The 24,816-nt window shown below is 40.6% G+C and carries 23 protein-coding genes; 11 read left to right on the top strand and 12 right to left on the bottom strand.

Annotated features, from left to right (window positions below; all coding sequences use genetic code 11):
• Nucleotides 1-188: 188 nt before the first annotated feature.
• Nucleotides 189-1,115 carry a Sll0314/Alr1548 family TPR repeat-containing protein gene (locus G4P69_RS29765; RefSeq protein ID WP_208353106.1) on the bottom strand — a complete coding sequence of 309 codons (927 nt, stop codon included), beginning with the start codon at nucleotides 1,113-1,115 and terminating at the stop codon, nucleotides 189-191.
• A gap of 263 nt (nucleotides 1,116-1,378) precedes the next feature.
• Here G4P69_RS29765 and G4P69_RS29760 point away from each other — a divergent pair, with 263 nt between their 5' ends.
• The 8 genes from G4P69_RS29760 (at nucleotide 1,379) to G4P69_RS29725 (ending at nucleotide 8,952) form a co-directional block, all read left to right on the top strand.
• Nucleotides 1,379-2,023: an ABC transporter ATP-binding protein gene (locus G4P69_RS29760; RefSeq protein ID WP_208353104.1), complete on the top strand. Its 645-nt coding sequence runs from the start codon at nucleotides 1,379-1,381 to the stop codon at nucleotides 2,021-2,023.
• Nucleotides 2,024-2,026: 3 nt separating this feature from the next.
• Nucleotides 2,027-2,335 (top strand): hypothetical protein, encoded by a 309-nt coding sequence (locus G4P69_RS29755; RefSeq protein ID WP_208353102.1) that lies wholly within the window; start codon nucleotides 2,027-2,029, stop codon nucleotides 2,333-2,335.
• A 96-nt stretch (nucleotides 2,336-2,431) separates the two neighbouring features.
• The gene (locus G4P69_RS29750) at nucleotides 2,432-3,166 is read left to right on the top strand and encodes a phycocyanobilin:ferredoxin oxidoreductase (RefSeq protein WP_208353099.1); all 735 of its coding nucleotides are present in this window, start codon (nucleotides 2,432-2,434) and stop codon (nucleotides 3,164-3,166) included.
• A gap of 278 nt (nucleotides 3,167-3,444) precedes the next feature.
• Nucleotides 3,445-3,858: a DUF6088 family protein gene (locus G4P69_RS29745; RefSeq protein WP_208353088.1), complete on the top strand. Its 414-nt coding sequence runs from the start codon at nucleotides 3,445-3,447 to the stop codon at nucleotides 3,856-3,858.
• Nucleotides 3,842-4,777, top strand: a complete 936-nt coding sequence (locus G4P69_RS29740) for a nucleotidyl transferase AbiEii/AbiGii toxin family protein (protein WP_208353076.1) — start codon at nucleotides 3,842-3,844, stop codon at nucleotides 4,775-4,777. The genes G4P69_RS29745 and G4P69_RS29740 overlap by 17 nt, the downstream gene beginning before the upstream one ends.
• 732 nt (nucleotides 4,778-5,509) lie before the next feature.
• Nucleotides 5,510-6,922 (top strand): HlyD family efflux transporter periplasmic adaptor subunit, encoded by a 1,413-nt coding sequence (locus G4P69_RS29735; protein WP_208353074.1) that lies wholly within the window; start codon nucleotides 5,510-5,512, stop codon nucleotides 6,920-6,922.
• A gap of 23 nt (nucleotides 6,923-6,945) precedes the next feature.
• Nucleotides 6,946-8,100 (top strand): ABC transporter permease DevC, encoded by a 1,155-nt coding sequence (gene devC, locus G4P69_RS29730; RefSeq protein WP_208353071.1) that lies wholly within the window; start codon nucleotides 6,946-6,948, stop codon nucleotides 8,098-8,100.
• Nucleotides 8,101-8,181: 81 nt separating this feature from the next.
• Nucleotides 8,182-8,952: a DevA family ABC transporter ATP-binding protein gene (locus G4P69_RS29725; RefSeq protein WP_390693409.1), complete on the top strand. Its 771-nt coding sequence runs from the start codon at nucleotides 8,182-8,184 to the stop codon at nucleotides 8,950-8,952.
• A gap of 29 nt (nucleotides 8,953-8,981) precedes the next feature.
• Here G4P69_RS29725 and G4P69_RS29720 read toward each other — a convergent pair whose 3' ends face one another.
• Nucleotides 8,982-9,776 carry a hypothetical protein gene (locus G4P69_RS29720; protein WP_208353135.1) on the bottom strand — a complete coding sequence of 265 codons (795 nt, stop codon included), beginning with the start codon at nucleotides 9,774-9,776 and terminating at the stop codon, nucleotides 8,982-8,984.
• A gap of 145 nt (nucleotides 9,777-9,921) precedes the next feature.
• Nucleotides 9,922-11,415, bottom strand: coding sequence for an SWIM zinc finger domain-containing protein (locus G4P69_RS29715; protein WP_208353068.1), 1,494 nt, complete (start codon nucleotides 11,413-11,415; stop codon nucleotides 9,922-9,924).
• A 238-nt stretch (nucleotides 11,416-11,653) separates the two neighbouring features.
• Here G4P69_RS29715 and lpdA point away from each other — a divergent pair, with 238 nt between their 5' ends.
• From lpdA to G4P69_RS29700, 3 genes are all read left to right on the top strand, one after another.
• Entirely contained in the window at nucleotides 11,654-13,081 is a 1,428-nt protein-coding gene (lpdA, locus tag G4P69_RS29710) for a dihydrolipoyl dehydrogenase (RefSeq protein ID WP_208353066.1), read from the top strand.
• Nucleotides 13,082-13,247: 166 nt separating this feature from the next.
• On the top strand, nucleotides 13,248-14,138 hold the full coding sequence (gene trpC, locus G4P69_RS29705; RefSeq protein WP_208353124.1) for an indole-3-glycerol phosphate synthase TrpC: 891 nt from the start codon (nucleotides 13,248-13,250) through the stop codon (nucleotides 14,136-14,138).
• Nucleotides 14,139-14,359: 221 nt separating this feature from the next.
• A complete protein-coding gene (locus tag G4P69_RS29700; RefSeq protein WP_208353063.1) occupies nucleotides 14,360-14,611 on the top strand; it encodes a DUF5340 domain-containing protein in 252 nt (83 codons plus the stop codon).
• A 145-nt stretch (nucleotides 14,612-14,756) separates the two neighbouring features.
• On the opposite strand, the gene G4P69_RS29695 is transcribed toward G4P69_RS29700, so the two are convergent.
• The 9 genes from G4P69_RS29695 to G4P69_RS39595 all read right to left on the bottom strand — a co-directional run.
• Entirely contained in the window at nucleotides 14,757-14,948 is a 192-nt protein-coding gene (locus G4P69_RS29695) for a DUF2949 domain-containing protein (RefSeq protein WP_208353121.1), read from the bottom strand.
• A gap of 697 nt (nucleotides 14,949-15,645) precedes the next feature.
• The gene (locus G4P69_RS29690) at nucleotides 15,646-16,158 is read right to left on the bottom strand and encodes a DUF192 domain-containing protein (RefSeq protein WP_208353058.1); all 513 of its coding nucleotides are present in this window, start codon (nucleotides 16,156-16,158) and stop codon (nucleotides 15,646-15,648) included.
• Nucleotides 16,159-16,163: 5 nt separating this feature from the next.
• Nucleotides 16,164-16,850, bottom strand: a complete 687-nt coding sequence (gene nblR / locus G4P69_RS29685; RefSeq protein WP_208353055.1) for a response regulator transcription factor NblR — start codon at nucleotides 16,848-16,850, stop codon at nucleotides 16,164-16,166.
• A gap of 220 nt (nucleotides 16,851-17,070) precedes the next feature.
• Entirely contained in the window at nucleotides 17,071-17,883 is an 813-nt protein-coding gene (locus G4P69_RS29680) for an XDD4 family exosortase-dependent surface protein (protein ID WP_243903092.1), read from the bottom strand.
• Between the two features lie 599 nt (nucleotides 17,884-18,482).
• Complete coding sequence (locus G4P69_RS29675) at nucleotides 18,483-19,289, bottom strand: XDD4 family exosortase-dependent surface protein (RefSeq protein WP_338001575.1); 807 nt, start codon at nucleotides 19,287-19,289, stop codon at nucleotides 18,483-18,485.
• Nucleotides 19,290-19,740: 451 nt separating this feature from the next.
• Nucleotides 19,741-20,658: an NAD(+) kinase gene (locus G4P69_RS29670; protein WP_208353112.1), complete on the bottom strand. Its 918-nt coding sequence runs from the start codon at nucleotides 20,656-20,658 to the stop codon at nucleotides 19,741-19,743.
• Nucleotides 20,659-20,949: 291 nt separating this feature from the next.
• Entirely contained in the window at nucleotides 20,950-21,933 is a 984-nt protein-coding gene (locus G4P69_RS29665) for an SDR family oxidoreductase (RefSeq protein ID WP_208353052.1), read from the bottom strand.
• A gap of 222 nt (nucleotides 21,934-22,155) precedes the next feature.
• Nucleotides 22,156-22,269: a cytochrome b6-f complex subunit PetM gene (gene petM / locus G4P69_RS29660; protein ID WP_208346436.1), complete on the bottom strand. Its 114-nt coding sequence runs from the start codon at nucleotides 22,267-22,269 to the stop codon at nucleotides 22,156-22,158.
• A gap of 428 nt (nucleotides 22,270-22,697) precedes the next feature.
• Nucleotides 22,698-24,816: AAA family ATPase (locus tag G4P69_RS39595; protein ID WP_243903091.1), on the bottom strand; the 2,119-nt coding region annotated here is incomplete at its 5' end.

Genomic DNA, 24,816 nt, shown 5'->3' with positions numbered 1-24,816 from the left:
CTTTTAACGTTTTTAATAGCCTCTCCTTCTGCTCTTGAGAGAGATGGTTTTTTGCTGGCATATGTCGAGTAGTGATCGCTTGTTTACTTAATCCCACATTATACAATCAAGCTGCGCAGCAGCTTACACACTTTGTCCTCCCATTACCCCATGCCCGTTGCCCCATGCCCCATGCCCCATGCCCATCATCAACTAGGTGGAACAGAAGCATTACGACGTTCGCGTTCAATTTGTTTTACCAAGCCATTGGGTAATTGAGATTTTTTTGCGAGCGCTTTGTCAAAATCAGTAATCGCTTCTTGCATTAAAAGCTGATTTTTGTCTTTTCTTGCTTGCGCTTTAAGGATTTGCGCTTTGAGATAATATAGCTCTGGGTTGTCGGATGTTGCCTTGAGAGCGCGATTTGCATAATCTATTGCTTGATTGTATTGCTTTAGATCTCGGTAGGCTATGGCAATCCCTCGATCTACTAGATACCGAGGAGCTGCATTTTTTTCTAAGCGTTCAATTGCTTGCTGTGGGTTAGCAAAAGGCAAATTCACGGCTATCATTAAATCCATGTAGCCCTTGAGTAAATTCACTTCAGGATCATTACTTGAAATTGCTTCGGCTTTATCTAAAGACTCATAGACTTGACGCAGATGATCTAACGCTTGAGGTGCACCGCTAACTGTACCTTGACGACTAAGAATGACTGCTCCCTCTAAAAAATGACCAACAGCAGTGTATAAGTTACCACGTAACGGATCACTGGTAATGAGCTTTTGTGCAGTTTCCAAGGTTTTCTTACTGTAGGTGTCAAGGGTAGCCCAATCTTGATTTGTGTATGCCAATGAAGCCTTAATTGCATAAGCTAAAGGTTCGTTTGGTTCTGCTAATAGCGCTTGTTGGACGTAACGTTCTGCTGCTTGATAATTGCCTTGCTGAAAAATAGCTTTAAATGCTGCCTCTGTTTGGTTTCCAATTTTACGAGGCTGACTAGTCCGAAAAGGATCCGCACCAAGAGAAGGACTTACCGTTATATTAAGTGCAAAAGCCGTGGCAAGAACTATGTTTGATAGCTTAGCGAGTCTTGTGGATACAATTGGCAGGCGAACTGAAAAATACTCAGTCATTGATCCTCCCAGAGTAATTACCATTTTCATAGTTATATATGTTACTTAGTATGGCAGAGATGATTAACGCAGTATCGTCTCTGTTGTAGCAAAAATTTATACATATTTTGACTCTGTTTGGTTTTCCAAGTTCCCTGATAATTCCTGATGCTGGATAGTCGGTGTTAGCCTAAGTTATGGGCGCTCAATTTTGGGTGTTCTGTTTATAGTGAATAGCAGTGTCATTAATCGGTCACTTGCTGACTTATTGGTAATTTTATCAAATGCTTCATCTTAGAAATCTCGTTTATCACCCTACAGCTTCCCCGACAGCAATTCTCAAATCAATTAATTTAGATTTAGCACCCCAAAACCTGGGTTTAATTATTGGACCAAGTGGTTCTGGTAAAAGTACGTTACTGGAAATTTTGTCTGGACTAGCCGAACCAACATCTGGTGGGGTTTTCTGGCGGGAACAAGCGCTTATAGATGAACAGCTGCAGCAACTGGCTGGGATAGTGTTTCAGTTTCCTGAAAGACATTTTTGTGGCGGGACTATCTTAGAAGAATTACGTTTAGGACATCCAGAAATAGGAACAGAGCGAGTAAAGCACGCACTTAGTGAAGTAGGATTAGAGGAATTATCACTTAATCAACCGCCATCAGCTTTAAGTGGTGGTCAACAACGGCGTCTAGCATTAGCGGTACAGTTGATCCGTCAGCCACATTTATTATTGTTGGATGAACCAACAGCAGGATTGGATTGGTCAATGCGTCGCCAACTGGTAACTTTACTAGCAAAGTTGAAAAAAGATTGGACTCTGTTAGTAGTGACACATGACGCTGGAGATTTATTGGCGATCGCAGATTGTTGTTGGACTCTTAACCACGGTGAACTGAAGTTTGTTGAAGGGATGGTGGCGAACTGATTTATGTACTTGAATATAAAGAAAAAAATTTTCCCTTTAGTCAAAATTATTTCTACCCTCCTCATAACAGGCGCACTTGGCTTAGAATTGTGGAATATTTATGCTGTTATGAATGAGGTTGAAGTCCCGAGCTACCTTCATCCAATTTTTTGTCTCGAGCGTTTTGCTGTGATAGCTCATTTCATCGAGGGAGTGATAGCACTTGTTTATGCACCTTCAAAAGGCAAAATACCATTAAAATATGGCACTTATACTTTTTTTGTAGGCACAATAGGGCTATTAGAACTGTTTGATGACATGAACAGGGAGTAGAGAGCAGGGAGATCCCTCTTAATATTGTGTTGCAAGATCGATTCTGTGAGGCATGAGGAGCGTTAAACTGACTAAATAACATTTGTTCACTCGATTATGTCAACGACTTCTGCCTCATCGCTACGCCAGCAACAACATCCCCTAATTCGTCAACTTGCTGATTGTATTGAAGCTGCTTGGCATAAGCACTTCAAACTGTCGCCTTATAACTTACCTGCCGATCTGGGGTATGTGGAGGGCAAACTAGAAGGCGAGAAACTGACAATTGAAAATCGTTGTTATCAAACACCCCATTTCCGGAAAACACATTTAGAACTGGCAAAAGTTGGAAATACGCTTGACATTTTGCACTGTGTTATGTTTCCGTACCCAGAATACGATCTGCCAATGTTTGGGTGTGATTTAGTTGGTGGTAGGGGTCAAATTAGTGCAGCGATTATTGATCTTTCTCCAGTTAAACCTGGGCGAATTTTACCAGAGTCTTATAACTCGAAACTTTCTGCTCTTAAAAAACTCAACTTTTCCCAACCTCGGGAGTTGCCTGATTGGGGGGATATCTTTTCGGAATTTTGCATCTTCATTCGCCCGACATCTGTTGAAGAAGAAGCTATGTTTCTTGAGCGCGTTGGGGAATTTTTAGAGATTCATTGCCAAAATGCGATCGCCTCTGAACCTGTTTCACCAGAACAAAAGGCGCAAATTCTAGAAGGACAGCGAAACTACTGCACCAAACAACAGAAAAACGACAAAACCCGCCGTGTACTAGAAAAAGCCTTTGGTCCGGCTTGGGCAGAACACTATATGACAACTTTACTTTTCGATATGCCGTAATAGTAACGTTATATTATCCTGACTATTACTACTATTAGGTACTGGTGAGAAACAAGAAAACAGCTTGTCTTTGTTTCAAGAGCGTTTCGTCGTTCTGGAAATCTTGGGGCTGGCGTAAGCGTTGCGCAGCATGAGGGGCAGAGCGCGACATTTTTTGAATTAAGTTACATAATTCAACAAACCTGCTTTATCATTATGTTGTGAGCTAATAAAACCCATTAAATCTCCCAGTAAGCCTTTACTACTTCACTTAATCCTCGTCAGGGGAGACTAAAAAGATGAAAACCCCTAACACAGTAGAAGATAGAATCACTCGTCGAATTGATAATAGTGATCGCGATGTCTTTATGCGTAAGGATTTTGTAGACATTGCTAGCTACACTCAAATTGGGCGTAGTCTTAAGGAATTAGTAAAAAAAGGTAAAATTGTAAAAATTGGTTATGGGCTTTACGCTAAAGCTGCATTTTCTCCTTTATCAAAGCGTATAGTTCCCCGTAGAGGTTTACGTGAACTAGCAACTGAAGCTCTAAAAAAATTGCAGATCGAAGTTGTGGCATCAAGCTATGATCAAGCTTATAGTCAAGGACGTACAACGCAAGTTCCAACTGGACGAGTTGTTGGCGTGAAAGGACGAGTTTCACGTAAAATTGGTTACGACGGTAAATATGTAACCTTTGAATACGTTTCTTGACCCAAACCTTGTAGAAGTTATTGCCAGTGATCTTGGTGTTGATCCTTCATTTGTTGAGAAGGATTGGTACGCTATGCGGATAATTGCATCCTTGAAAGCTGTCAATGATTTTGGTGTGCAGTTAGTTTTTGCAGGGGGAACCAGCTTATCAAAAGGGTTTGGACTTATTAAACGTTTTTCGGAAGACCTTGATTTCAAAGTAATTTTGCCAAAAGCAAATCCTACACGGAATGAGTGTAGTAATTACCGAAAGCAAATTGTTGAAGTAATCCGTGGTAGTAGTTCAGAATGGTCATTAGAGGGCGAACCAAAGTCTGAAAATGCCAATCGTAAATTTACTTGCAACCTTCGCTATAAAGAAAATTTTTACATAGCTGCGGCACTTCGGCCCTATATAAAGTTAGAGGTTAATTTTATTTTGCCTACGTTGCCTGCTGAGGAAAGATCTTTACAGTCTTTTATCGCTCAAGCAATGGATCAACCACCAGAAGTTCCTTTAATGGCTTGTGTTTCACCTATAGAAACAGCAGCAGAGAAACTAAGTGCTTTAACTTGGCGAGTATTATCTAGAAACAGAGGTAGTGAAAAAGATGATCCGTCTCTTATTCGCCATTTATATGATTTAACAGCATTAAGAGATGTAATTTTTAATTATTCAAGCTTTTCGGATTTAGTTGTTGGTGTGATGCGAAAAGATATAGATAACGACAGAGGAAGAATTAAATCATTAGCAAACTCCGAAGTTGAATTGTTAGAAAAAATGCTGCTAACACTAGAAGATGATTGTTTATACGCTAATGAATATCAAGAATTTGTTACAGCAATGTCTTACGCTTTGGAAGACGAATGCCCCACTTTTAGTGAATCTATAGACACTGTTAAAAGCATAATTAGTATGATTAATCGGCTCAATATCTAATCCAAATTTTGTCAAATTTCATCCACGTATGGGTAGTATTGAGTGAGCTTTTAGAAGTAGTTTAGAATTTCCAAGTATTAAGAACTACACTATAAATTCTATTTGAGAAAATTTTCTCCTCTGTAGGTTCTGTTACGTTTTCCAGTAACTAATGAATATACAATTTATTTAACGTAGAGTAAAGTCTTTGGATTGGTTATCCGAAAACAGTTTGTTGCTTTATACGGTGCAAGTGACCAACTCTGCTAGTAAATCGGCCATAAAGTTAAGGGAATTGTGAATGTCAAGAATACTGAATTTGACAAATAGTAATAAGTTAGTGACTAACTAAATTCAAAATCGAGGTAGACTATTGTTGATGACAGTGCTATTAAACTCTACAGCATTACCCCAACAAACTGAATTTGTATAACCAGATTTAGGAAAGCATTTGTTATTATATCTTTCAAAAAGCTGGTATAAATTATCTTAGAATCAGGAAATTTTGTCATCCTCTGCTTAGTTGTTAATTGAATTTGTCAACCCCATAAGTGATTCGATCTTTATCTCTTGACTTTTTGTTCAAGAGTTGAACTTTAGCGTCAGTTACTGAACAGTTATCAATTATCAGTTATCAGTTATCACAGTGCCATATGCCTTGATCACTGATAACTGTTTACTGTTGACTGTTTTCTGTGCCTAAATCGCTTTTTTACTTCGATCAGCAAAACTCAGATAAACGAGCAACATACCATGTCAAGGGTAAGTGAGAAGCCAAGGTTAACAGAGCAACCAGTTGAGAAACCCAAGGTTTGGTGGGTGCTCATTATGCTCCCAGTTGTCATTGCTGCTGGAGTGCTAGCTAAGGTCAAATTAGAGCAGATTACCAAAGTAAATGAACCTGTAGCAAGTACACCAGCCGTCACTAGTATAAATGCGTTGGGTCGTTTACAACCGCGAGGTGAAGTTATTAAACTCTCTGCTCCAACGGGGCTGCAAGGAACTTCACGAGTTGAGCAAATTTTTGTGAGAGAGGGAGAGCAGGTAAAAAAAAGTCAACTGATTGCTATTTTGGATAGTTTCTCTACTAACCAAGCTGCAGTTGAACAAGCAAAAGCAAAACTGCAAGAAACTCGTGGTAACTTAACAAATGTAAAACTTGGGGGACCAAGAGACATTCAAGCTCAGAGGGCGGTGATTGATCGCCTCGAAGCTCAGTTGCAAGGAGAAAGGAACAGCCAGCAGGCGACAATCGCTCGTTTACAAGCACAGTTACGAGGAGAGGCAACTGCGACTGTTGCAACTGTTCATCGTCTACAAGCGCAACTGGAAGGACAACGAGATATCTTAAGAGCAACGCTACAAAGAACGCGAGCACAAGCGGACAATGCGGTGGTTGATGCTGGACGCTATGAATCTTTATACCAACAAGGTGCAATTTCTAAGCAAGTGCTTGATACGAAACGCTTAAGTGCAGAGATTAACACTCAACAGGTTACTGAAACCCAGGCTAATCTCTCACAAAGTATCGCAACCTTACAACAGCAAGTTACTGAAGCTAGAGCTAACCAGCTAAAAGCGGTACAAACTTTACAGCAGCAACTTGTTGAAGCTAAAGAAACCCGAAATAAAACTATAGCAACGCTACAAAAGCAAATTGATGAAGAAAAAGCTAAATACAACAGACTTTTAGACGTGCGTCCCACTGATGTGGAAATAGCACAGTCTCAAGTGACTAATGCGATCGCACAGTTAAGAAAAGCCGAAGCAGATCTCGCGTTGAGCTACGTTAAAGCTCCTATCTCTGGAGAAATTTTAAAAATTCACACTAAGGCGGGAGAAAGTTTGAAGCCAGATGGTATTGCGGAGATTGGACAAACTAATCAGATGATTGTTGTTGCTGAAGTTCCTGAAGATAGTATTGGTAAAGTTCGCCTTGGTCAACAAGCGACGATTAGCAGTGACTATGGAGCTTTTAATGGTCAATTGCAGGGAACTATCTTTCAGATTGGTAGAACAATTGGTAAAAAAGATGTTTTGAATACAGATCCCGCAGCAAATATTGATGCCAGAGTAGTAGAAGTTAAAATAGCCGTTTCTCAAAAAGATAGTGAACGAGTTTCAGGCTTAACTAACGCTCAAGTAGTTATTGATATTAGTATTTAACACTCTCGAAGGAGATATAAAATATGCTGGGCAAAATACCTCTAGCCTGGCTGCAACTGAAACGAGAAAAAACTCGATTAGCTGTAGCGTTGGCAGGAATTGCCTTTGCCGACATTCTCATGTTCATGCAGATCGGTTTCCAGGACTCTCTGTATTTTAGTAACGTTAGATTACATTCCAGTTTGCAGGGTGACATTGTTCTTATTAACCGTCAATCTAGCGCTTTACTGTTAATGAAAAGTTTTTCTCAAAGACGTTTGTATAAAGCGCTAGATGTACCACAAGTGGAATCTGTACAACCTATATATACAGACTACGCAAGCTGGAAAAATCCCGTAACAGGTGGTTATCGGAATATTCTAGTCATTGGATTCAACCCAGAAATGAACCCATTTAATTTACCTGGAGTTGCTGAAAATTTAGAGAAAATAAAACTATCTGATGTCGTTTTATTTGATCGTTCTTCCAGAAAAGAGTATGGGCCAATTGCTAGTGAATTCGAGCAAGGAAAAAATGTAACAGCTGAAGTCAGAAGGCGACGGATAAAGGTTGGTGGTTTATTTACTTTGGGGGCATCGTTTGGAGCAGATGGTAATTTAATTACGAGTGATGTCAATTTTCTCAGAATGTTTAATAATCATCAGCGAGGATTAATTGAAATTGGATTAATTAAATTAAAACCAGGATCTAATGTTGATGTTGTTGCTCAGATGTTAAAGAATTATCTACCTCAAGATGTTAAAGTCTTTACAAAAGAAGAATACGTTGATTTTGAGAGGAATTTTTGGGCAAGTAGTACAGCGATTGGATTTATCTTCACACTAGGGACAATCATGGGTTTTATTGTGGGAACTGTGATTGTGTATCAAATACTTTATACAGAAGTTGTAGATCATCTAGCTGAGTACGCTACCCTCAAAGCAATCGGCTACACACAACAATATTTGCTGATTGTTATTTTACAGGAAGCTTTTATTTTGGCATTTTTGGGATATATGCCAGGATTCGCTTTTTCAATGTTCTTGTACACGGCAGCAAGACAAGCTACTCTTCTACCAGTTTTTATGAGTTTTGGACGTCTCATTTTTGTACTCATATTAACTATTTTAATGTGCTTTATTTCTGGTGCTATTGCAGTTCGGAAGTTAAAATCTGCTGATCCGGCGGATATTTTTTAATATGGGGCATGGGGCATGGGGTATGGGGCATGGGGCATGGGGCATGGGGCATGGGGCATTGGGGTTAGCGAAGAAGTTTATATGAGTAGTGAATTAACAAGTAACAATTTTATTATGAGCAAAGAAGTGTTACCGGTAATTTCGATTCAGAATCTTAACCATTATTATGGTAAAGGTGCATTGAAAAGACAAATTTTATTTGATATTAATTTAGAAATTTATCCAGGGGAAATTGTGATTATGACTGGACCATCAGGTTCAGGTAAAACAACATTACTGAGTTTAATTGGTGGGTTAAGATCTGTACAAGAAGGTAGTTTGAAGTTTTTAGGAAAAGAGTTATTTAGAGCTAGCCAGCCTAAACTTGTGAGTATACGGCGAAAGATTGGGTACATTTTTCAAGCTCACAACTTACTAGAGTTCTTAACAGCTAGGCAAAATGTACAAATGGCTGTGGAATTAAATCCGTATATTTCTCCTGAAGAGGCGATTCGGAAATCTGAAGCGATGCTGAAGGCTGTTGGATTAGGAGAAAAAATTAATTACTACCCAGAGAATCTTTCTGGTGGACAAAAACAAAGAATAGCGATCGCGCGTGCTTTGGTAAATAATCCACCATTGGTACTAGCTGATGAACCCACAGCAGCCTTAGACAAATACTCGGGACGTGCCATCGTAGAATTAATGCAGTCTCTTGCTAGAGAACACGGAACTTCTATATTATTAGTCACTCACGATAACCGCATCTTAGACATAGCTGATCGTATTATGGATATGGAGGATGGTATTTTAGTTAACGATTCTCAAAGTAAAGTTACAAGCTACGAGCCGCGTGTTAAGAATCTTCATTAAAAGAGAATAGCAATCAGGAGGCAGCAAGGTTATTTTTTAGCTTTTTCCTGGGATTGTTTTGGTGGTATTGGAGCATTCGAGGCGCGATTGGTGCGGAAAGTGACATTTACGCCCTCGTTAGACTGCTCTAGTACCAACAAAGGAGTCGGCTTAGCCTTTTGGTCCCATTCCATATAAGCAATTCTACCTTGAATTGTCGGCTGCCAAGTTCCCTCATCATCAGCAGGACTAAGGTAAGTTTCAACACAATCAATAATTTGGCTAATAGTAGCAGAAGTTGCTTGGGTTGGTAACTTCATTAACCGGATTTGAATGCGGAACAACACGCGCTTGCTAATATTTGGTGGAGTTCCAGTTTCGTACTCCACATCAAAAAGCTCATCGACTTGCCTTCCCACGCTGGCAATACCGACTACTCCTTGCTGAGCTTGACTAGGGCGGAGTGCTTGTGAGATTTTTTCTTTAACCTTAATTTTGACTTGATTAATAATTGCAAAATGAAAAACTTCCTCTGACATCCGCATTCGCAGATAATCAAGGTTAAATTCCCGTGAGTTAATCAAATCGGGATTAGTTTCCATCTTACGAATCGTCTCTAGAGCTAGTTTAAACTTTTTCTCTATTTCTCTCGACCGGAATTTCTCAAACTTAAGTTTTTTCTCTAGCTTTTTCAATTGATATTTGCCGTACACAACCAAAACAATAATTACTAAAGCTAGTACTCCAGAAGTAAACACTAAAAACGGAGATACCGGAGGAGGATTTGCTGGTGTCTGCTGAGATACTTTGGTAGTCTTGAGCCTCTGGGCTTGGGCGATCAGCATCAACTTTGACATGGCTGGCAAACAGATTGGAGTATATATTTTTAGGATGCCCAAATACAGTTATCAGTTATCAGGTATCAGTTATCAGTTATCAAGGCAGTATGGTGTTCTGATAACTGTTTACTGGTAACTGACAACTGACTCCTTATTCCATATCTCTTTGCTTGAACAAGCCCATTAACTTGTATTTACGAGCGTGGGTTTCCATTAATTGTGAGCGATAATTTGACCACTCTGATCCCCTGCCAGATTCCAAGTAGGCTAATCGTACTTTTTTTAACCACTCTACTGCGTAACAATACTGTTCTGTTTTAGCTGCATCCATAATCGTCTCGGCACGGCGACGGGCATCTGCTATTACCCAGTCAGGATTGTGACATATGGCAGCGTCCATAACCTTACGAATTATACTTGAATAGTAAGAACTGAGATCAGCAACAGTAGCGATCGCATCATCAATCAACCCCTCATGTAGGAAAATATCTACCTTTGCTTCTTCAATTCCCCATGCACCATGAATATAAAGTATATTTAACAAATCCTGCTTTATACCTGCCCAGTTCTCACCAGCCAAGTCTTCTATCTTTTGGTAGTCTTGAAAAGAGGGTCTAGCTTGAAAAGCAACAACCTTAGCAGATAAAGCCGCCTGGTGATCTCCCAACTGCTCGGCTAAATCACTTGTCCATGTTCCCAAATCGTAGTGGTAGCTACCAGGCAACTTTAGCCCCATCTGAGCAATATCTAGGGCTTGTGGTAGTGCGTCTTGCTCTTTGAGTTTTTTAGCTAAAGCAAAAGCTTCATCCATTGAAGTCGTTTTGGTTTGTGCTGCTGCAATGGCTTCTTCAATACGCCCTAACTGAGCTAACATCGTCAGATATTGCTGAGTTTGCCCTTCAGCTTGTGCCAAAAATAAGTATTCTTGATAACGCTCCTCACGTTCAAGAATTTTTAAGCGAATGAGCGCTAAATCATTAGCATAGTCTGGAGCTTCTTTGTCCCAAGCACCCTGTTCTGTAATATTGCCTTGCAAAACTTCCATCAGTGGTGAGTAACTCCATCCTTGATCCAAAGCTTCTAAGGCTAAGCCAAAATCAGCATCCCACTCCTGTTGCCATCTTTCTAAGCTGACTTTTAAATCAACTTTTTCTTCTTGTGTCGGCTCATCACTTAAAATTGCTTCACACCAAGCCTCGTTCAAGTCTTGAACAATTTCTTCATTTTCAGCACCGTAATCGGCGACATCATCCCAATATTCTACACAAGTAGAAGTAATCACTTCGAGAATGGCGATCGCATTGTTAGTATCGCCCCTTTCGCTAAAATCCACAGCAACTTGAATGATATTTAGCAATTCCTCGCTGAGGGGATCATCTTCACATCCTTCTTCCCAAAAGCGTACCGCGTCTCTGAGAATTTGCCGCACCTGGCGCTTAAAGGGTGTTGTATCGATGCTACTGTTGTTTGCAAAGTTTGAAGTTTTTTTAGTAAGTGCAGAGTTACTTATCAAACTAATTTCAAGATCAATGTCCTCTATGAGTTCTGGATGCTTTGCTACTAAGTTCTCTAGCAGCTTTTGGGTTTGTGAACGATCTAAACAAGCCAGTTGCTCTTCTAAGGAGGGACGCTGTTTAGTAGACATAACCGTAACCAGGGTGTTGTTTAACAGTACATTATGTTACTTGAATAACTTTAGAGCTTCAATGTCTTTTGTTACCATCACACAACAATTATCAGTTATCAGTTACCAGTTATCAGTGAACACCATACCGTAGACTTGATCACTGATAACTGAATAAGCGCCTAGAATTAAAAAACTTGCTCTGATTGGGCGAGCAGTTAACACTAAAATAGATGAAGCACACGACGGGGAAACTAATGTGAGTCAGGAATTTGATTATGATTTAGTGATTATAGGCGCTGGAGTAGGCGGACACGGCGCAGCTTTACATGCTGTAAGCTGTGGTCTAAAGACAGCCATTATTGAGGCAGCTGACATGGGTGGAACATGTGTCAATCGAGGCTGTATTCCTTCTAAGGCTTTACTAGCAGCATCTGGACGTGTGCGAGAGTTAAGAGATGCTCACCATCTTAAAACTCTGGGAATTCAACTCTCAGGTGTAGAGTTTGATCGGCAAGCAATTTCCAACCATGCTAAAAATCTGGTAGATAAAATTCAAGGCGACTTAACCAATAGCCTCAAACGCTTGAAAGTTGATATTATTCGCGGTTGGGGGAAAGTCGCTGGAATACAAAAAGTGACTGTAATCACAGACAGCGGCGAAAAAAGCATCACCGCAAAAGATATCATTCTTTCCCCTGGTTCTGTTCCCTTTGTTCCTCCTGGTATTGAGGTGGACGGTAAAACAGTTTTTACCAGCGACCAAGGTGTAAAATTAGAATGGCTACCAGACTGGGTGGCAATTATCGGTAGCGGTTACATCGGCTTAGAATTTTCTGATGTTTACTCGGCTTTAGGCTGTGAAATCACGATGATTGAAGCCTTAGACCAACTTATGCCAGGATTTGACCGTGATATTGCTAAACTGGCTGAAAGAGTGCTGATTACTCCCCGCGATATTGAAACTTATGTAGGAATATACGCTCGAAAAGTCATCCCAGGTTCACCAGTGGTAATTGAATTAGCGGACTTCAAAACCAAGGAATTTGTGGACGTTTTAGAAGTAGATGCTTGCTTAGTCGCTACAGGAAGGATACCAGCTACACAAAATTTGGGCTTAGAGTCTGTTGGTGTGGAACTTGACAGGAGGAATTTTATCCCTGTTAATGATAGTATGTCTGTACTATCGGCAGGTGAAGTTGTACCTCATCTATGGGCAATTGGTGATGCCAACGGCAAAATGATGTTAGCTCACGCTGCCTCTGCACAAGGGATCGTAGCAGTAGAAAATATTTGTGGACGTCGCAAAGAAGCAGACTACCAGAGTGTTCCAGCAGCAGCTTTTACTCACCCAGAAATTAGCTATGTGGGTATGACTGAAGCAGCAGCAAAGGAAAAAGGTAGTGTAGAAGGGTTTGAAGTTGCAACAACCAGAAGCTACTTTAAAGGTAATTCTAAAGCACTCGCAGAAGCCGAAAGTGATGGTATTGCGAAGGTTGTTTATCGCCAAGACACAGGTGAAGTCTTAGGAGTCCACATTTTTGGAATGCACGCCTCAGACTTAATTCACGAAGCCTCAGCCGCGATCGCCAACCGTCAAACTGTATACACCCTAGCCCATTTAGTTCACGCCCATCCAACACTTTCCGAAGTTCTGGATGAAGCTTACAAACGAGCAGTGGGATAGGGCATGGGGCATAGGGCATAGATTATAGGAGAGAATTACATAGGTAAATATTAAAGGCTGGAAGAAATTGAATAGCGCATAGTCCTTCCCAGTTCCATACCCATTTGCCCCATGCCCATTTGCCCCACGCCCATTTGCCCCATGCCCCATGCCCCATGCCCTAATTATGCAAATCCGCCGCCGTCCACCTAACCCAACTATTACTGTATCTATTTTGCAGTATCAGCCTGCCATACCTGACCTAGAACCACAAAATATTTTAGAGGAGATTGTTTGGCACAAAGAAGAAGAAGTTGAGAAAATGCGAGAAAAGCTACCTTTAGGTGAGCTGCAACGTCAAGTACTAACTTCGCCACCTCCCCTTGATTTTTTGGCTGCGCTGCGACAAGGTGTGACAAAGCCAGCTTTGATTGCTGAAGTAAAAAAAGCTTCACCTAGTAAAGGTTTGTTAAGGGAAGATTTTGACCCGGTAGCGATCGCGCTTCAGTACCAGCAAGGTGGTGCTAGTTGTATTTCAGTACTCACAGACGAAAAGTTTTTCTCTGGTAGCTTCGACAACTTAGCTAAAATTCGCCAGGCAGTTAATTTACCGCTACTCTGTAAGGATTTTGTTATATATCCTTACCAAATGTACCTAGCTCGTATTCGAGGAGCAGATGCTGTATTATTGATAGCAGCTATACTTAGTGATCAAGATCTAGAATACTTCATCAAAATTGCCAAAGCTTTAAAAATGACAGCTTTGATAGAAGTTCACACTCTAGAAGAACTTGACCGTGTGTTAGCGATTGATAATGTCTCCTTAGTAGGGATTAATAACCGTAACTTAGAAGATTTTTCTGTTCGGTTAGAAACTACTTGCGAATTATTAGCAGCTAGGGAGAAGCAATTGCAGGAACGGAACATTTTGGTGGTTAGTGAGTCGGGTATATATAACAAGAATGATGTGTCTATGGTAGAACAAGCAGGAGCATCTGCCGTCCTGATTGGAGAGTTTTTAGTAAAACAGCCAGATCCTGAGTTAGCGATAGCCCGTATTTTGCCAAGGCGTTCATAAGCAAGGAGTTGGAATTCAGGAGTCGGTTATCAGTTATGAGTTATCACCGCACCATAGACCTTGATAACTGATAACTGTTTGCTGTTCACTGTTTTAAGACTCCTGAACTCTTCATTTCGCTGTACTCTGTAGTAGATTTCCACAAAAAATATTAATTTATGTAAAAATTTAATTATTGGCAAACAACCGTTTGAAACCATCCATCGTATACATTTTTATTCATGCAGCCAATTCCTTTGCCTTCACCGATCCACTACGAACTTATACTGCAACTGCTAGAAAGACAAACTTTGTTAGCAGTCAATGATAACCCAGATTTGCGGTATCAGGTGAATCAGCTAATTATTACGCTTCGTAAAGCGGTAGCTCAACAAAAGCAATTGGAAGAAAGCTGCCAATTTTCCTCTGTAAACGTTGATCATCGTTGGTCTTTAAATCATGTTACTGACCAGCAAACAACAAAATCAGATTGATCAGCTTGTGACACAAAAATTAAAAGAGCGGACTGCATTTGAATCGCCGATCCGCTCTATAGATGTGTGAGTAAGTGAGTAGAATATCAGCCTTTGCCAAAGGCGGATATGATATGGCATATTTCTTTCTCCTCAATTAATCTACTCATACAGTCTCTAGCCAATCATAAATTTGATCTAGCTGTTCTAAAGTAATTAGCCCATATTGTAAAAGAATCATAGGTAAAGGACCAGGATCTTGTTTGGTGTGACGAAGAGCTACCGCAATCGAAGCTGCGGAAATAGCTAAATCTTCTTGTAGGAAACGAATAAGCCGAGAATAAGTTGCGTTGTACATTTGTATCTCACTACTTAAGTAAAGTATTGTGTTATACGCTAATTCCTCATTTTTGAAATAGTCAGCTAGCACTATTGTGTGTATGACTGTGCTCATACTTGGTATCCACTCCACTGGTAAGGTTTATGTGGTTTTTCAAGCTAGAGCAATGAAGGAATTATAGAGTCTAGTGCCACCCATTTGCTTGAAGCAACAAGCAACACTTTTTTGGACGAAAGGGGTATTATCTTTTTTTACTTGTGTAGTTCAGTTAACTCAATTGGTCTTAAGAAAGATTCCATAGCCCATGGTGCCTTATTGACGACTCTTTCCACTTACGCCAAAAGGTAGATTTTTACAAATCTAAACTCTCAATCGTCGATACTGCCTCAGATGCAGAACAGTCTTATTCTGGGAACACTTGTGATAGATTGTATCGTAAAAACTTCCCGATTTATCAGCCGGAATGATATTCTTTTTACAAGAATTTTTTATATGTGCGTTTTTGCTGGTTATTAGCTAGCAATGAGAGCATAGGGCATAGGGCATAGGGCATTGGATCTAAGTACTCACACAAAATTATTTAATATATTTCTTGAAGCTGGAATCACGGTTCCACAAGTATTTCAGCCAACGTGGAGACAAGGTTAATTGTCTGCAAGTACTTACCAAGATTTAGTTCCCTACGCCCTATGCCCTATGCCCCATGCCCTATTCCCTATTTAAGAAACTCAATTTTAATAGGATCGCCTATCTTCAAACCCAATTCAGATGCTAGTCCAGAACGCAGTTCAATAACCTGATCTACGGGTAATTTGGGACCATAGGTAGGACAGGGATCGTTAGTACAAGGGGGTACAGCAGAAGCGATATACTGCACAACTCCTTTCCGCATAAAAACTATATCTAGTGGTACGTATGTATTCTTCATCCAGAAACTTATTGGTTGTGCTGATCGGAACTGAAACAACATACCTCTATTGTTTGGTAAAGCGGGTCTATACATTAACCCCATCTCTTGCTCTTGTTCTGTTCGCGCTACTTCGAGATCAAGTTTTGTTCCATTAGGAACAACAGCTCTACCTGTAATTGGTAGTTGTTGACCAGCATTTTTGCCAGACTGTGCTTGAGAACCAGAGGAATCGCTGTAAGTCACTGCGGGTGTTGGAGAGGAACAGCCAATTATAAGAATAGCTAATATAAGAGGAAGAAAACTTTGATAATTAAACATAAAATTTAAGATTCTCTTAATACATAACCAACGCCACGGACTGTCTGAATCAAACGCTTTTGACCGTCTTCTTCAATTTTGAGGCGCAGGTAGCGAATGTATACTTCTATAACATTCGATTCACCCATAAAGTCGTAACCCCAAACATTTTCGAGAATTTGCTCGCGGGTTAATACTTCACGGGGGTGTTCCATTAAATACTTTAGCAGTTCAAATTCCTTCATTGTCAAATCAATAGCCCGTCCATTATTTAGGACGCGACGGGTTGATATATCTAGAACTAGCTCGCCGAAGCGGAGCTGTTCTGTATTGTCAACTTCAGGTTTTAAGTAGAGGCGAATCAAGTTTAAAAAGTCTTCTGAGCGGTAAGGCTTCAAGATGTAATCGTCGGCTCCAGCTTCTAGACACGCTACGCGATCATCCACCGTATCTCGTGCCATTAATATAAGCACTGGCGATCGCATACCCCCATTTCTGATACTTTTGCATAAAGCAAGTCCCGATTCTCCTGCCAGCATTCTATCTATTACGACTAAAGCAGGTTGGCGATCGCGACAGTGTTGCACACCGCTGGTACCATCGTGAGCTATAACCGAGTCATAGCCAGCTTCTTTCAGATCAAAAGCCAGCTGATTTGCTAGACTCTCATCGCTTTCAATCACCAAAACACAAGGACTCTGAGCAAGCGTCATATCAATTTTTGATTCAGCTAGAAGTGTAATTTGCGGGTTTTGGATGACGGATCAATCCTCACTCGACAGCCTTCGTACCATTCTATATAGCTTTTCAGTATCGACTTTAGAAATTTTATCAGAAAAATGTCGTAGTTGCGTCTTTGCTCGTATCCGTGAGGATGCCGAACGCTCTTAAGCGCAACTACGAACCAGTGCGTATTGTCAGCGATCGTCAAAGTTAGTGAAGTGCTACCGCGACCTTCTTTTTTAACCCTAACCCAATCAAAGCAAACAAGCCTACAGCTTTTGCTGTAGAGGACTCAGGAACTTTTTGAGGTGAAGTGCTAGGTTCCTTTAAATCAGTGCCATATTGAAATCGGATGTTGCCAATTTTTTGGATATCAAAGTTAGTAGGCAAACCTGATAAAACAAAAGTCGCAGAGTTATTAATAAAAGTTCCCCCTTGGACGGTAGGGTTTGCGTCAGAGTTATAACCGCCGATGATACCGTAATTCATTTGCTGTCCAGTCTTGGGGAAGCTAAAGATATTCAAGCCAGCAGTACTTAGACCGTAGTGTTGGTTAACTGCGCTGTCACCTGTCCCTCGGTTAAGTCCTGCACCCTTGTATGCAAATGCCCATTCTTTAACTGGATCAGTTGTAGAGGAATTGACATTAAGAAGATTGACTTGATTTGTTGTAGTCTTAGTGTCTAGTGTGGTTACCTGTGGTGCTGTAGCTGAAGACAAGCTTAAATTTAAAGCAGAGCCATTGTAATCCCAAAACACTGCTGTGAGAATATCAGAAGGAAGCGAGACAGATTGGTTATTAGTTAGAGAGACTGTGAGCTTACCTGGGTTGAGTGAGTCATCAAAGACAACTGATGCTCCCAGATCGTTATGAATTTTTTGGTCATAATTATTGGTTCCGGTTGCAGAGAAACTTATACTAGCTGCATTAGCTTTGGACATCTGCCCAACTGTAAGCAGTGCTAATAACGAAAGAGTAGAGCTAATGTAACCTATGATTTTCTTTGAATCTGGTGTATACATTTGCTAAACCATCCTTTTTGTATAATATATAAAATTGACTTTCTTTTAGTCATTGCATAGGCTAAATTTAATTGAAAAAACATAAAAATGAGTGATTTATTTAGTGATTTATTCAAAGCTTTAATTAGATATTTATCATCAAAGAAAATACGTTAAACAAAAATAAACCCAGCATTTTTGCTGAGTAGTGTATTTTTAGATACTCACTCATAAAATTACGGATTTTGATGAGCTTTTCTTGAATTTACCTAAAGATTGAGAATTTTTTTAGTTGATTTTATCTAGAAGAGTTTTGCAGAGAATTATTATTATCTTTCTTCCGTTACCTAAGTAACCTTAAGAAAATAGTTTTCAGACCTTTATACATAGGAGGAATTACGACTCATTTTCCTGACGTAATATAATTACACTATGGGATTAGTATTGCTCTCGGTGCATTAGCGCACCGTAAAACCTGACTTTTCACAGGATCTGGAAAAGTCAGAGAGTGTGGGGTTTAGGGAAATGTCCTACACCCAGCACACTCGTAGAGAGATGGCGTGAAAAGTCAGGGGCTTTACTCGTTACCAAATCATAAAGCCAAATATTTAGGATGCTCCCTAGCGAAGTGCTACTGCCACTTTCTTTTTTAACCCTAAACCTACCAAAGCAAACAAGCCTAAAGCTGCTGCTGTAGAAGACTCAGGAACTTTTTTAGGTGGGGAAGGAGGAGTATAATAACTGCCTTGCGCTTGTACAATACTAGGTTCAGTTAAACTAGTTCCATACTGAAATCGAACGTTGCTAATCTTTTGGATATCAAAGTTAGTAGGTAGACTTGATAAAACAAAGGTGGCAGAATTGTTGATAAAAGTTCCCCCTTTGACAGCAGGGTTTGCGTTCGAGTTATAACCGCCGATGATACCGTAATTGAATTGCTGTCCCCCATTGCTAGCAAAAATACCCAAGCCAGCAGTTCCTAGACCATAGTGCTGGTTAACTCCTGTTGTAAATCCCGCAGTCTTAGAAGTAGACGCAAATTGCCATTCGTCAAGACAGCCAAGAAGATCAACATTATTTGTTGTGCTGGATCCGTTGTTTGCGGTTACTTTTGATGCTGTAGCTGAAGACAATCCTAAATTTAAAGGAGAGCCATTGTAATCCCACAACACTGCTGTGAGAACATCAGAAGGAACGGAAACACCCTTGTTATTACTAAGTGAAATTGTTAGCTTACCTGGATTAAGTGAGTTGTCAAAGACTACTGATGCTGCCAGAGCATTCTTAGATACTGAATTGGTTCCAGTTACAGAGAAAGTCATGCTAGCTGCATTAGCTTTGGACATCTGTCCAACTGTAAGCACTGCTAATAACGAAAGAGTAGAGGTGATATAACGTATTATTTTTTTTGAATCTGGTGGATACACTTTTGAAAAATCCTTTTTTTGAATATCTTTAAGTGACTCTTGTTTAGTCACTAATAGACTTAATTTACTCGATAGAATTGTTGATTTTTGTCATGTATCGGCAATTTTATTGAAGTTTTACTAGATTTTTAAACTAAAAAAGTTATGTTAAATCTAACTAAATATAGTATTTTTATTAAGTCCTAATTTTTCAGAGAAATTACTAACAAAAACAATATTTGATTAAATTTTCTCTAATTTACATAAAGATTTATGGTTTGTTTAGTTGATTTCATCTAGAGCAGTTTTTAACACAATGAATATCGTTCTTACGTTACCTACGTAAGCTACTGTCAAAGAAAAAAACCCTCATCCTTTTTTAGAGAATGAGGGGTAGCCAATAAGCCACAAATAAGGGATTAAGATTTAAGCATAGTTTTCTGTAAATCCTAGGAATTTACAAAAAGCTGTACTAAGGTAACTCTACAGACGTGGGTTTGGCGATATGTGGTAAACCCCAGCCTAGTTTTTCTCGTAATATTTTGAAAAATTCTGGAGATTGCAGGCGAATGAATCGAGCGCTGTATTGAGATCGCTCTAAATTCACCCGATCCTCTGGGAAAACATAACACCCTCCATTCCCATCTACTACCATTACCAAGCGAGGAGTATTAACTGGGAAGATATTAACTGGTTCATTATCTGGAAAAACAAGAGATCTAGAAGCCAGAGAATGAGGGCAAATGGGTACTAACTGCAAGACAGGTACACCAGGAGTCACAACTGGACCACCTGCACTTAAAGAATATGCTGTTGAACCTGTCGGTGTAGAAACAATGACACCATCAGCTGCAATATCTACTAGTGCATGACGACCTATTCCAATTTCAAAATGGCACATAGAGGTCAATGGTTCCCGATGCAGCACCATCTCATTCAAGCAAAGAGCTTCCCATATTGCGGTGTTTTCCCGAAACACTCTAACAGTGAGCATTGCTCGTTCCTCAACCTCATAGTTCCCTGATAATATTTGCTCTATAGCTTCAGGGAGTTGATTGAGGTAAGCTTCCGTCAAAAACCCCATGTGACCAGTGTTTATAGTTAGCATTGGTATTCCACAGGGAGCCACTAGACGAGATGCTGCTAGAACAGTTCCATCTCCACCTAACACTACTGTAAACTCCATTTCTGAGTCAAAACCAGGTGGTGTTAGACCCTCAATTGGAGTATGGCATACGGGACTTTCTGGGGTAGAATAGCCCAACATTCCACCGACGCCAGTTGTGATGCAGACATTCCAGCCAGCTGCGGTGAACTTTTCCTTAAGTTCGACAGCGATACGATTCGCTATCGGTTTTACGTCATTGTATATAATGCCTACTTTCGGCACATTCAAATGTCCAATTTTAGACGATGCTCTGTCTTGTCTTGACACTCTCCGTCCTAGAGGAACAGAGATTTTTAAGACTAAAATGTCTTAATATCCCTATTGCTAGTACAGCGCGGCGTAAATAAAGCAACCATTTCAAACAGCCATAAGGGTTGATTTATAACACTTTTGACTTTTGACTTTTGACTTTTGACTTTCGCGCAGCGTTGCTAGGGTTTTCTGTCTTTATATTGACAATTTTAATAGTAACACGTTCGACCGGTCGTAAACACCCCCTCTCTCTACATTTCACTACTCGGTCTTTTTAAAAGGACTTCTTTTTTGGGTCTGCTTTTTGGTTTTATTTTTCTCGTAGTCTAGCTCCTTCAGCTTTCTCATAATGCGGCTGAAGTACTCTTGTAGATAGCTTTCTACAGTAGTTGTCTCACTTGGGTCTAACTGAAAAACTTTGTAAACTTCATCCATTGGCGCATTTAGTGGTTTCCCACTTGCCAGTACATCTGTGAATGCTAGTCTGTCTGCAACATTCCAGCCCCATTGAAAGAACCGTAGGACACCGCGCATAGTACGCAGTAAGTTGACTGGCATTCTGGTGATTCTAGCGTCTTTTCCTGACAAACGTTCACATACCTTAATAACTTCCTCAGCACTCCAAGCACGAGTTCCTACTACAGGGTAGGCTTGCTTTTCTGTTTCTGGTAAGGATAAAGCTTTGATAGTAAACTTGGCAATGTCTAGAGTATCCATGTAAGCAATGGGAGATGATGCACCCGTTACCCACACTGGCTGTCCTTCTAAAATCGGAATTCCATACTGACCGATTAAGCCTTGCATGAAACCCGCTAGGCGCAATATTGTGTAATTTAAGCCAGATTCAGTCAAGAAAAGCTCTGTACACCGCTTAATTTCCATAAGCGGTACTTCTGGGTATTTTTCGGCATCTAATATAGAGAAAAAGATAAAACGCTCTACACCGGCAGCTACAGAGGCTTGAATTAAAGATACTTTGCCGTCCCAGTCTACCTGTTTAATACTTTGTGAATCTGTGGGACGAGACGTGGCTGCGTCAATGACTGCCGTCACACCTTCAAGTGCTGGTGTAAGGGTGTCGGGGTAGCATATATCTCCTAATACGAGTTCAGCACCCCATTCTTTAAGAAATGCGGCTTTTTTGGAGCTTCTAACAAGACAGCGTACCTTATAGCCCTCATCGATGGCACGACGAGCCACTTGTCTTCCCAAGGTGCCAGTGGCACCAACGATTAATAAAGTCATGAGGGTTTTTTACAAAAATTAATGTTTTATGAATTAAATCTTATCAGAATCCTAATATACAAACAAAGATTACGGAATTTTAAACTGTCTTAAGAGAAACGGGGCATGGGGCATGGGGCATGGGGAATAGTTTTTCTTTGATTCCTGAGTGCCGCTAGTGGGGGTGTTTTTAAGAGAGACAGAGAGACTATGACTCAGGCTCTCGTCTCAATTAGCGCTTTTCTAGAGGGATTCTTTTTCTGCGCCTTGGACTTTCAGTAGTAGCTCACCCAAAGCCCAGCCTACAAAGATTAAACTGAAGCACAGGAAAGCTGCATTAAACATCTCGCCGCCCATTGGTGTAATTCTCCTTTGCGAATTGTTGAATTAAGTTAAGTCTACCAGAAGCCTAGAATAGACGCCGTATGATTAGATTATGGTAAATTTTTGTAAAGTTTTCGGTAAGAAAGAGCGGCGAAAAGGGAAAAAAATAATTTATTGTGGGCGATCGCTCAATACAATTCAGTTAAAATCTAAAGGGTTAAACTGTGGTAGGTTGGGTTGTAGCTTGCTTCCCCGTAGGGGTACGGAGTGAAACCCAACATTTTTACGACTTTCATAGCCCAGTTGTGGCGATCGCTTGTGAATAAGCTGTTGCGCATTTAATTTTTACATGGCACGCGGGCAAGATGCCCGCACTACAATAATTTTACGTTTGTGTCTTATACAAGAGAGCTACACAGCAGCTTATCTAGCTCAAGACCACTATAAATTTTCCTTATACCCTAACCCTTCTCTACCCGTTCACAAACCCAACGGCGAAACAATTCAACGGTAATCCGCCAGTTTGCATTAATTTCATCAACAACATCATGACGCTTTAGGGTATTTAGTGCTTCTTGTAAAGTTAAGTCATCAATACCTGTACACTCTCGTAAAGCATCGAAACTTAATCCTTGTGGATAAGGAGCGATCGCGCTAAGTATCGCTTGTTGTCCAGCAACACCTCGCGCAGCTTGACCCCAAATACCATCAAAGTAGTAGCGTCCACGCCTGAAAAATTCGGGGTCATTGATCACATTTTCTACATCATCGACAGTGAAGACAGGATTGCGCGATCGCCCTCGCTCAAAAACATAATCATTGTAATGGCGAACAAGTTGAAAACCCACCAACTGCACTAAAAAGGGTTGACCGTGCGTGAAGTCGTAAATTTTATCTAGCGCTTCACGGGTGTAATCTAAGAGAAAATCTTGATCCGGGTTTGCTAGAATTTGGTGCGTAGCTCCACGTTCTTGGAAGCCTACACGGATCGGGATTACGCTGGCGAAGAAGGGTTGGAAGTAGTCGGCTGTCATCTCTTCTAACGTATGTAAGCCAGCAAAAGTGAAGGCAAGTTGAGAACTCTTTTGCACCAATCCCCGCAAATAGCCTAAAAAATCTTTTGGTATTTTTCCTCCTTCAATTAGATCTTCAATTTTCTCGAATTCGTCTAAGGCAATAATTAAAGATTTTTGATCTAAAGTTTCTATAACCTGTTCTAAATAACGCCTAAATGTAGGTAGAGGAAAATTTAATAGTTCTGTATCTGTAGGAGGTTGCAAGTTCACGACTCTAGAAACTGCATCAGTAATAGCAATTAACACCTCCCCAACCGCTAGAGGTGCATCTCCCACTTCTAAAAGGTTGACGTAAGCTAACTTAATTTCTGAACCAAGATTGTTAGCAGCGTTTTTAAGGATAGAAGTTTTGCCCATCCGCCGATGACCATAGAGAACTACAGACTGAACTTGATGACCTGTAATCCATAGTTCCTCTAACTCTCTCATCACGTCTTCCCTGCCAACAAAGCGTTCTCCTACGACTGGATCGCCTATGATGTAGGGATTAGCAATAGGCTTGGTGATCGAAATTTCACCTACCTCACCAGCTACTTCCAGCAATGCTGTTTGCCAAGTTTGGGCAATCTCTACGATTAGCGATCGCTCTGCTTGTGGTAGGGTATTGGCACTGTCTAAAACGCTTTTAAGTTCTCCTAGTGCGCGATTGAGGGCGAAGGATCTAGTTGCGCGTGACACACTGTATTCAACAGGTTTGATATCTTCGACGACCCTATAGAGTTTAGTGACAGCTTTCCAAGTGGATGGACGGAGAAGGGTTTCTTGCGGGAAAGCACGTAATTTTAGTGTAGCAATAATAGCTGTGTTCTTGGCATTCCTAAAGTCCGCTAAAATTTGGGCAAGGATGAACATTTCCTCACCGTAAAGCAAAGACTTCACTTTTTCAAAAGCGGTTTCAGCTTTTGCTGGTTGCTTTTCATGTAGGTGCCAAAAACCAGCAGCAGTAGCACGAGCAGGGGTATCTAAGCGAGTTTCTGTGAAAAAATAGCTCTGCCATAATCGCTTCGGCAAGAACCACAACCGTGATATATTTTCTGAAATAAGAGCATTGTTTAGAGAAGCTGAAGCAAAACGGACTAGTTCCCAATCAAAAGGTGCTTCAGCCATTTGAGAAATACGCCAGATAATTTCGTTTGACGGTGTAATAGCAAGTACTCTATTAACTGCTTGCACAACAGGAATAAATTGCAAGGTATATGCTAACAGTTGATTAGTATTATGCACACCTGCTTCCCAATCCTGTTGCAACCAATTTTGCAAACGCTTAGCAAAATATGGTAAACGAAGCAGAGTAACGCGCGAGAATAACCAGCTACTACTTGGGAGAAATCTCAGGTTTAAAAGTGAACCCATAACCCAACTCTCTGGACGCAGGATCGCCACGCCTACCGCCACGCCAAACGCCACGCCAAACCCATCGACATGACTAACGACGTGCCGAAGAAGCCAACCCAAGGCTAACGTCGCAACAACTGATAAAACAAACGCTACGAGCAGACAATTC

It is taken from the genome of Aetokthonos hydrillicola CCALA 1050, from assembly GCF_017591665.1.
GTDB classification, from domain to species: Bacteria; Cyanobacteriota; Cyanobacteriia; order Cyanobacteriales; family Nostocaceae; genus Aetokthonos; species Aetokthonos hydrillicola.
Note: the sequence above shows the minus strand (reverse complement) of the source record. Positions and strands in the feature narration are given on the sequence as shown.

Bases quoted from the DNA above. Each gene is read 5' to 3' on its own strand.
- G4P69_RS29765 (WP_208353106.1), bottom strand. From the start codon at position 1,115: ATGACTGAGTATTTTTCAGTTCGCCTGCCAATTGTATCCACAAGACTC.
- G4P69_RS29760 (WP_208353104.1), top strand. From the start codon at position 1,379: ATGCTTCATCTTAGAAATCTCGTTTATCACCCTACAGCTTCCCCGACA.
- G4P69_RS29755 (WP_208353102.1), top strand. From the start codon at position 2,027: ATGTACTTGAATATAAAGAAAAAAATTTTCCCTTTAGTCAAAATTATT.
- G4P69_RS29750 (WP_208353099.1), top strand. From the start codon at position 2,432: ATGTCAACGACTTCTGCCTCATCGCTACGCCAGCAACAACATCCCCTA.
- G4P69_RS29745 (WP_208353088.1), top strand. From the start codon at position 3,445: ATGAAAACCCCTAACACAGTAGAAGATAGAATCACTCGTCGAATTGAT.
- G4P69_RS29735 (WP_208353074.1), top strand. From the start codon at position 5,510: ATGTCAAGGGTAAGTGAGAAGCCAAGGTTAACAGAGCAACCAGTTGAG.
- devC (WP_208353071.1), top strand. From the start codon at position 6,946: ATGCTGGGCAAAATACCTCTAGCCTGGCTGCAACTGAAACGAGAAAAA.
- G4P69_RS29725 (WP_390693409.1), top strand. From the start codon at position 8,182: ATGAGTAGTGAATTAACAAGTAACAATTTTATTATGAGCAAAGAAGTG.
- G4P69_RS29720 (WP_208353135.1), bottom strand. From the start codon at position 9,776: ATGCTGATCGCCCAAGCCCAGAGGCTCAAGACTACCAAAGTATCTCAG.
- G4P69_RS29715 (WP_208353068.1), bottom strand. From the start codon at position 11,415: ATGTCTACTAAACAGCGTCCCTCCTTAGAAGAGCAACTGGCTTGTTTA.
- trpC (WP_208353124.1), top strand. From the start codon at position 13,248: ATGCAAATCCGCCGCCGTCCACCTAACCCAACTATTACTGTATCTATT.
- G4P69_RS29700 (WP_208353063.1), top strand. From the start codon at position 14,360: ATGCAGCCAATTCCTTTGCCTTCACCGATCCACTACGAACTTATACTG.
- G4P69_RS29695 (WP_208353121.1), bottom strand. From the start codon at position 14,948: ATGTACAACGCAACTTATTCTCGGCTTATTCGTTTCCTACAAGAAGAT.
- G4P69_RS29690 (WP_208353058.1), bottom strand. From the start codon at position 16,158: ATGTTTAATTATCAAAGTTTTCTTCCTCTTATATTAGCTATTCTTATA.
- nblR (WP_208353055.1), bottom strand. From the start codon at position 16,850: ATGACGCTTGCTCAGAGTCCTTGTGTTTTGGTGATTGAAAGCGATGAG.
- G4P69_RS29680 (WP_243903092.1), bottom strand. From the start codon at position 17,883: ATGTATACACCAGATTCAAAGAAAATCATAGGTTACATTAGCTCTACT.
- G4P69_RS29665 (WP_208353052.1), bottom strand. From the start codon at position 21,933: ATGACTTTATTAATCGTTGGTGCCACTGGCACCTTGGGAAGACAAGTG.
- petM (WP_208346436.1), bottom strand. From the start codon at position 22,269: ATGGGCGGCGAGATGTTTAATGCAGCTTTCCTGTGCTTCAGTTTAATC.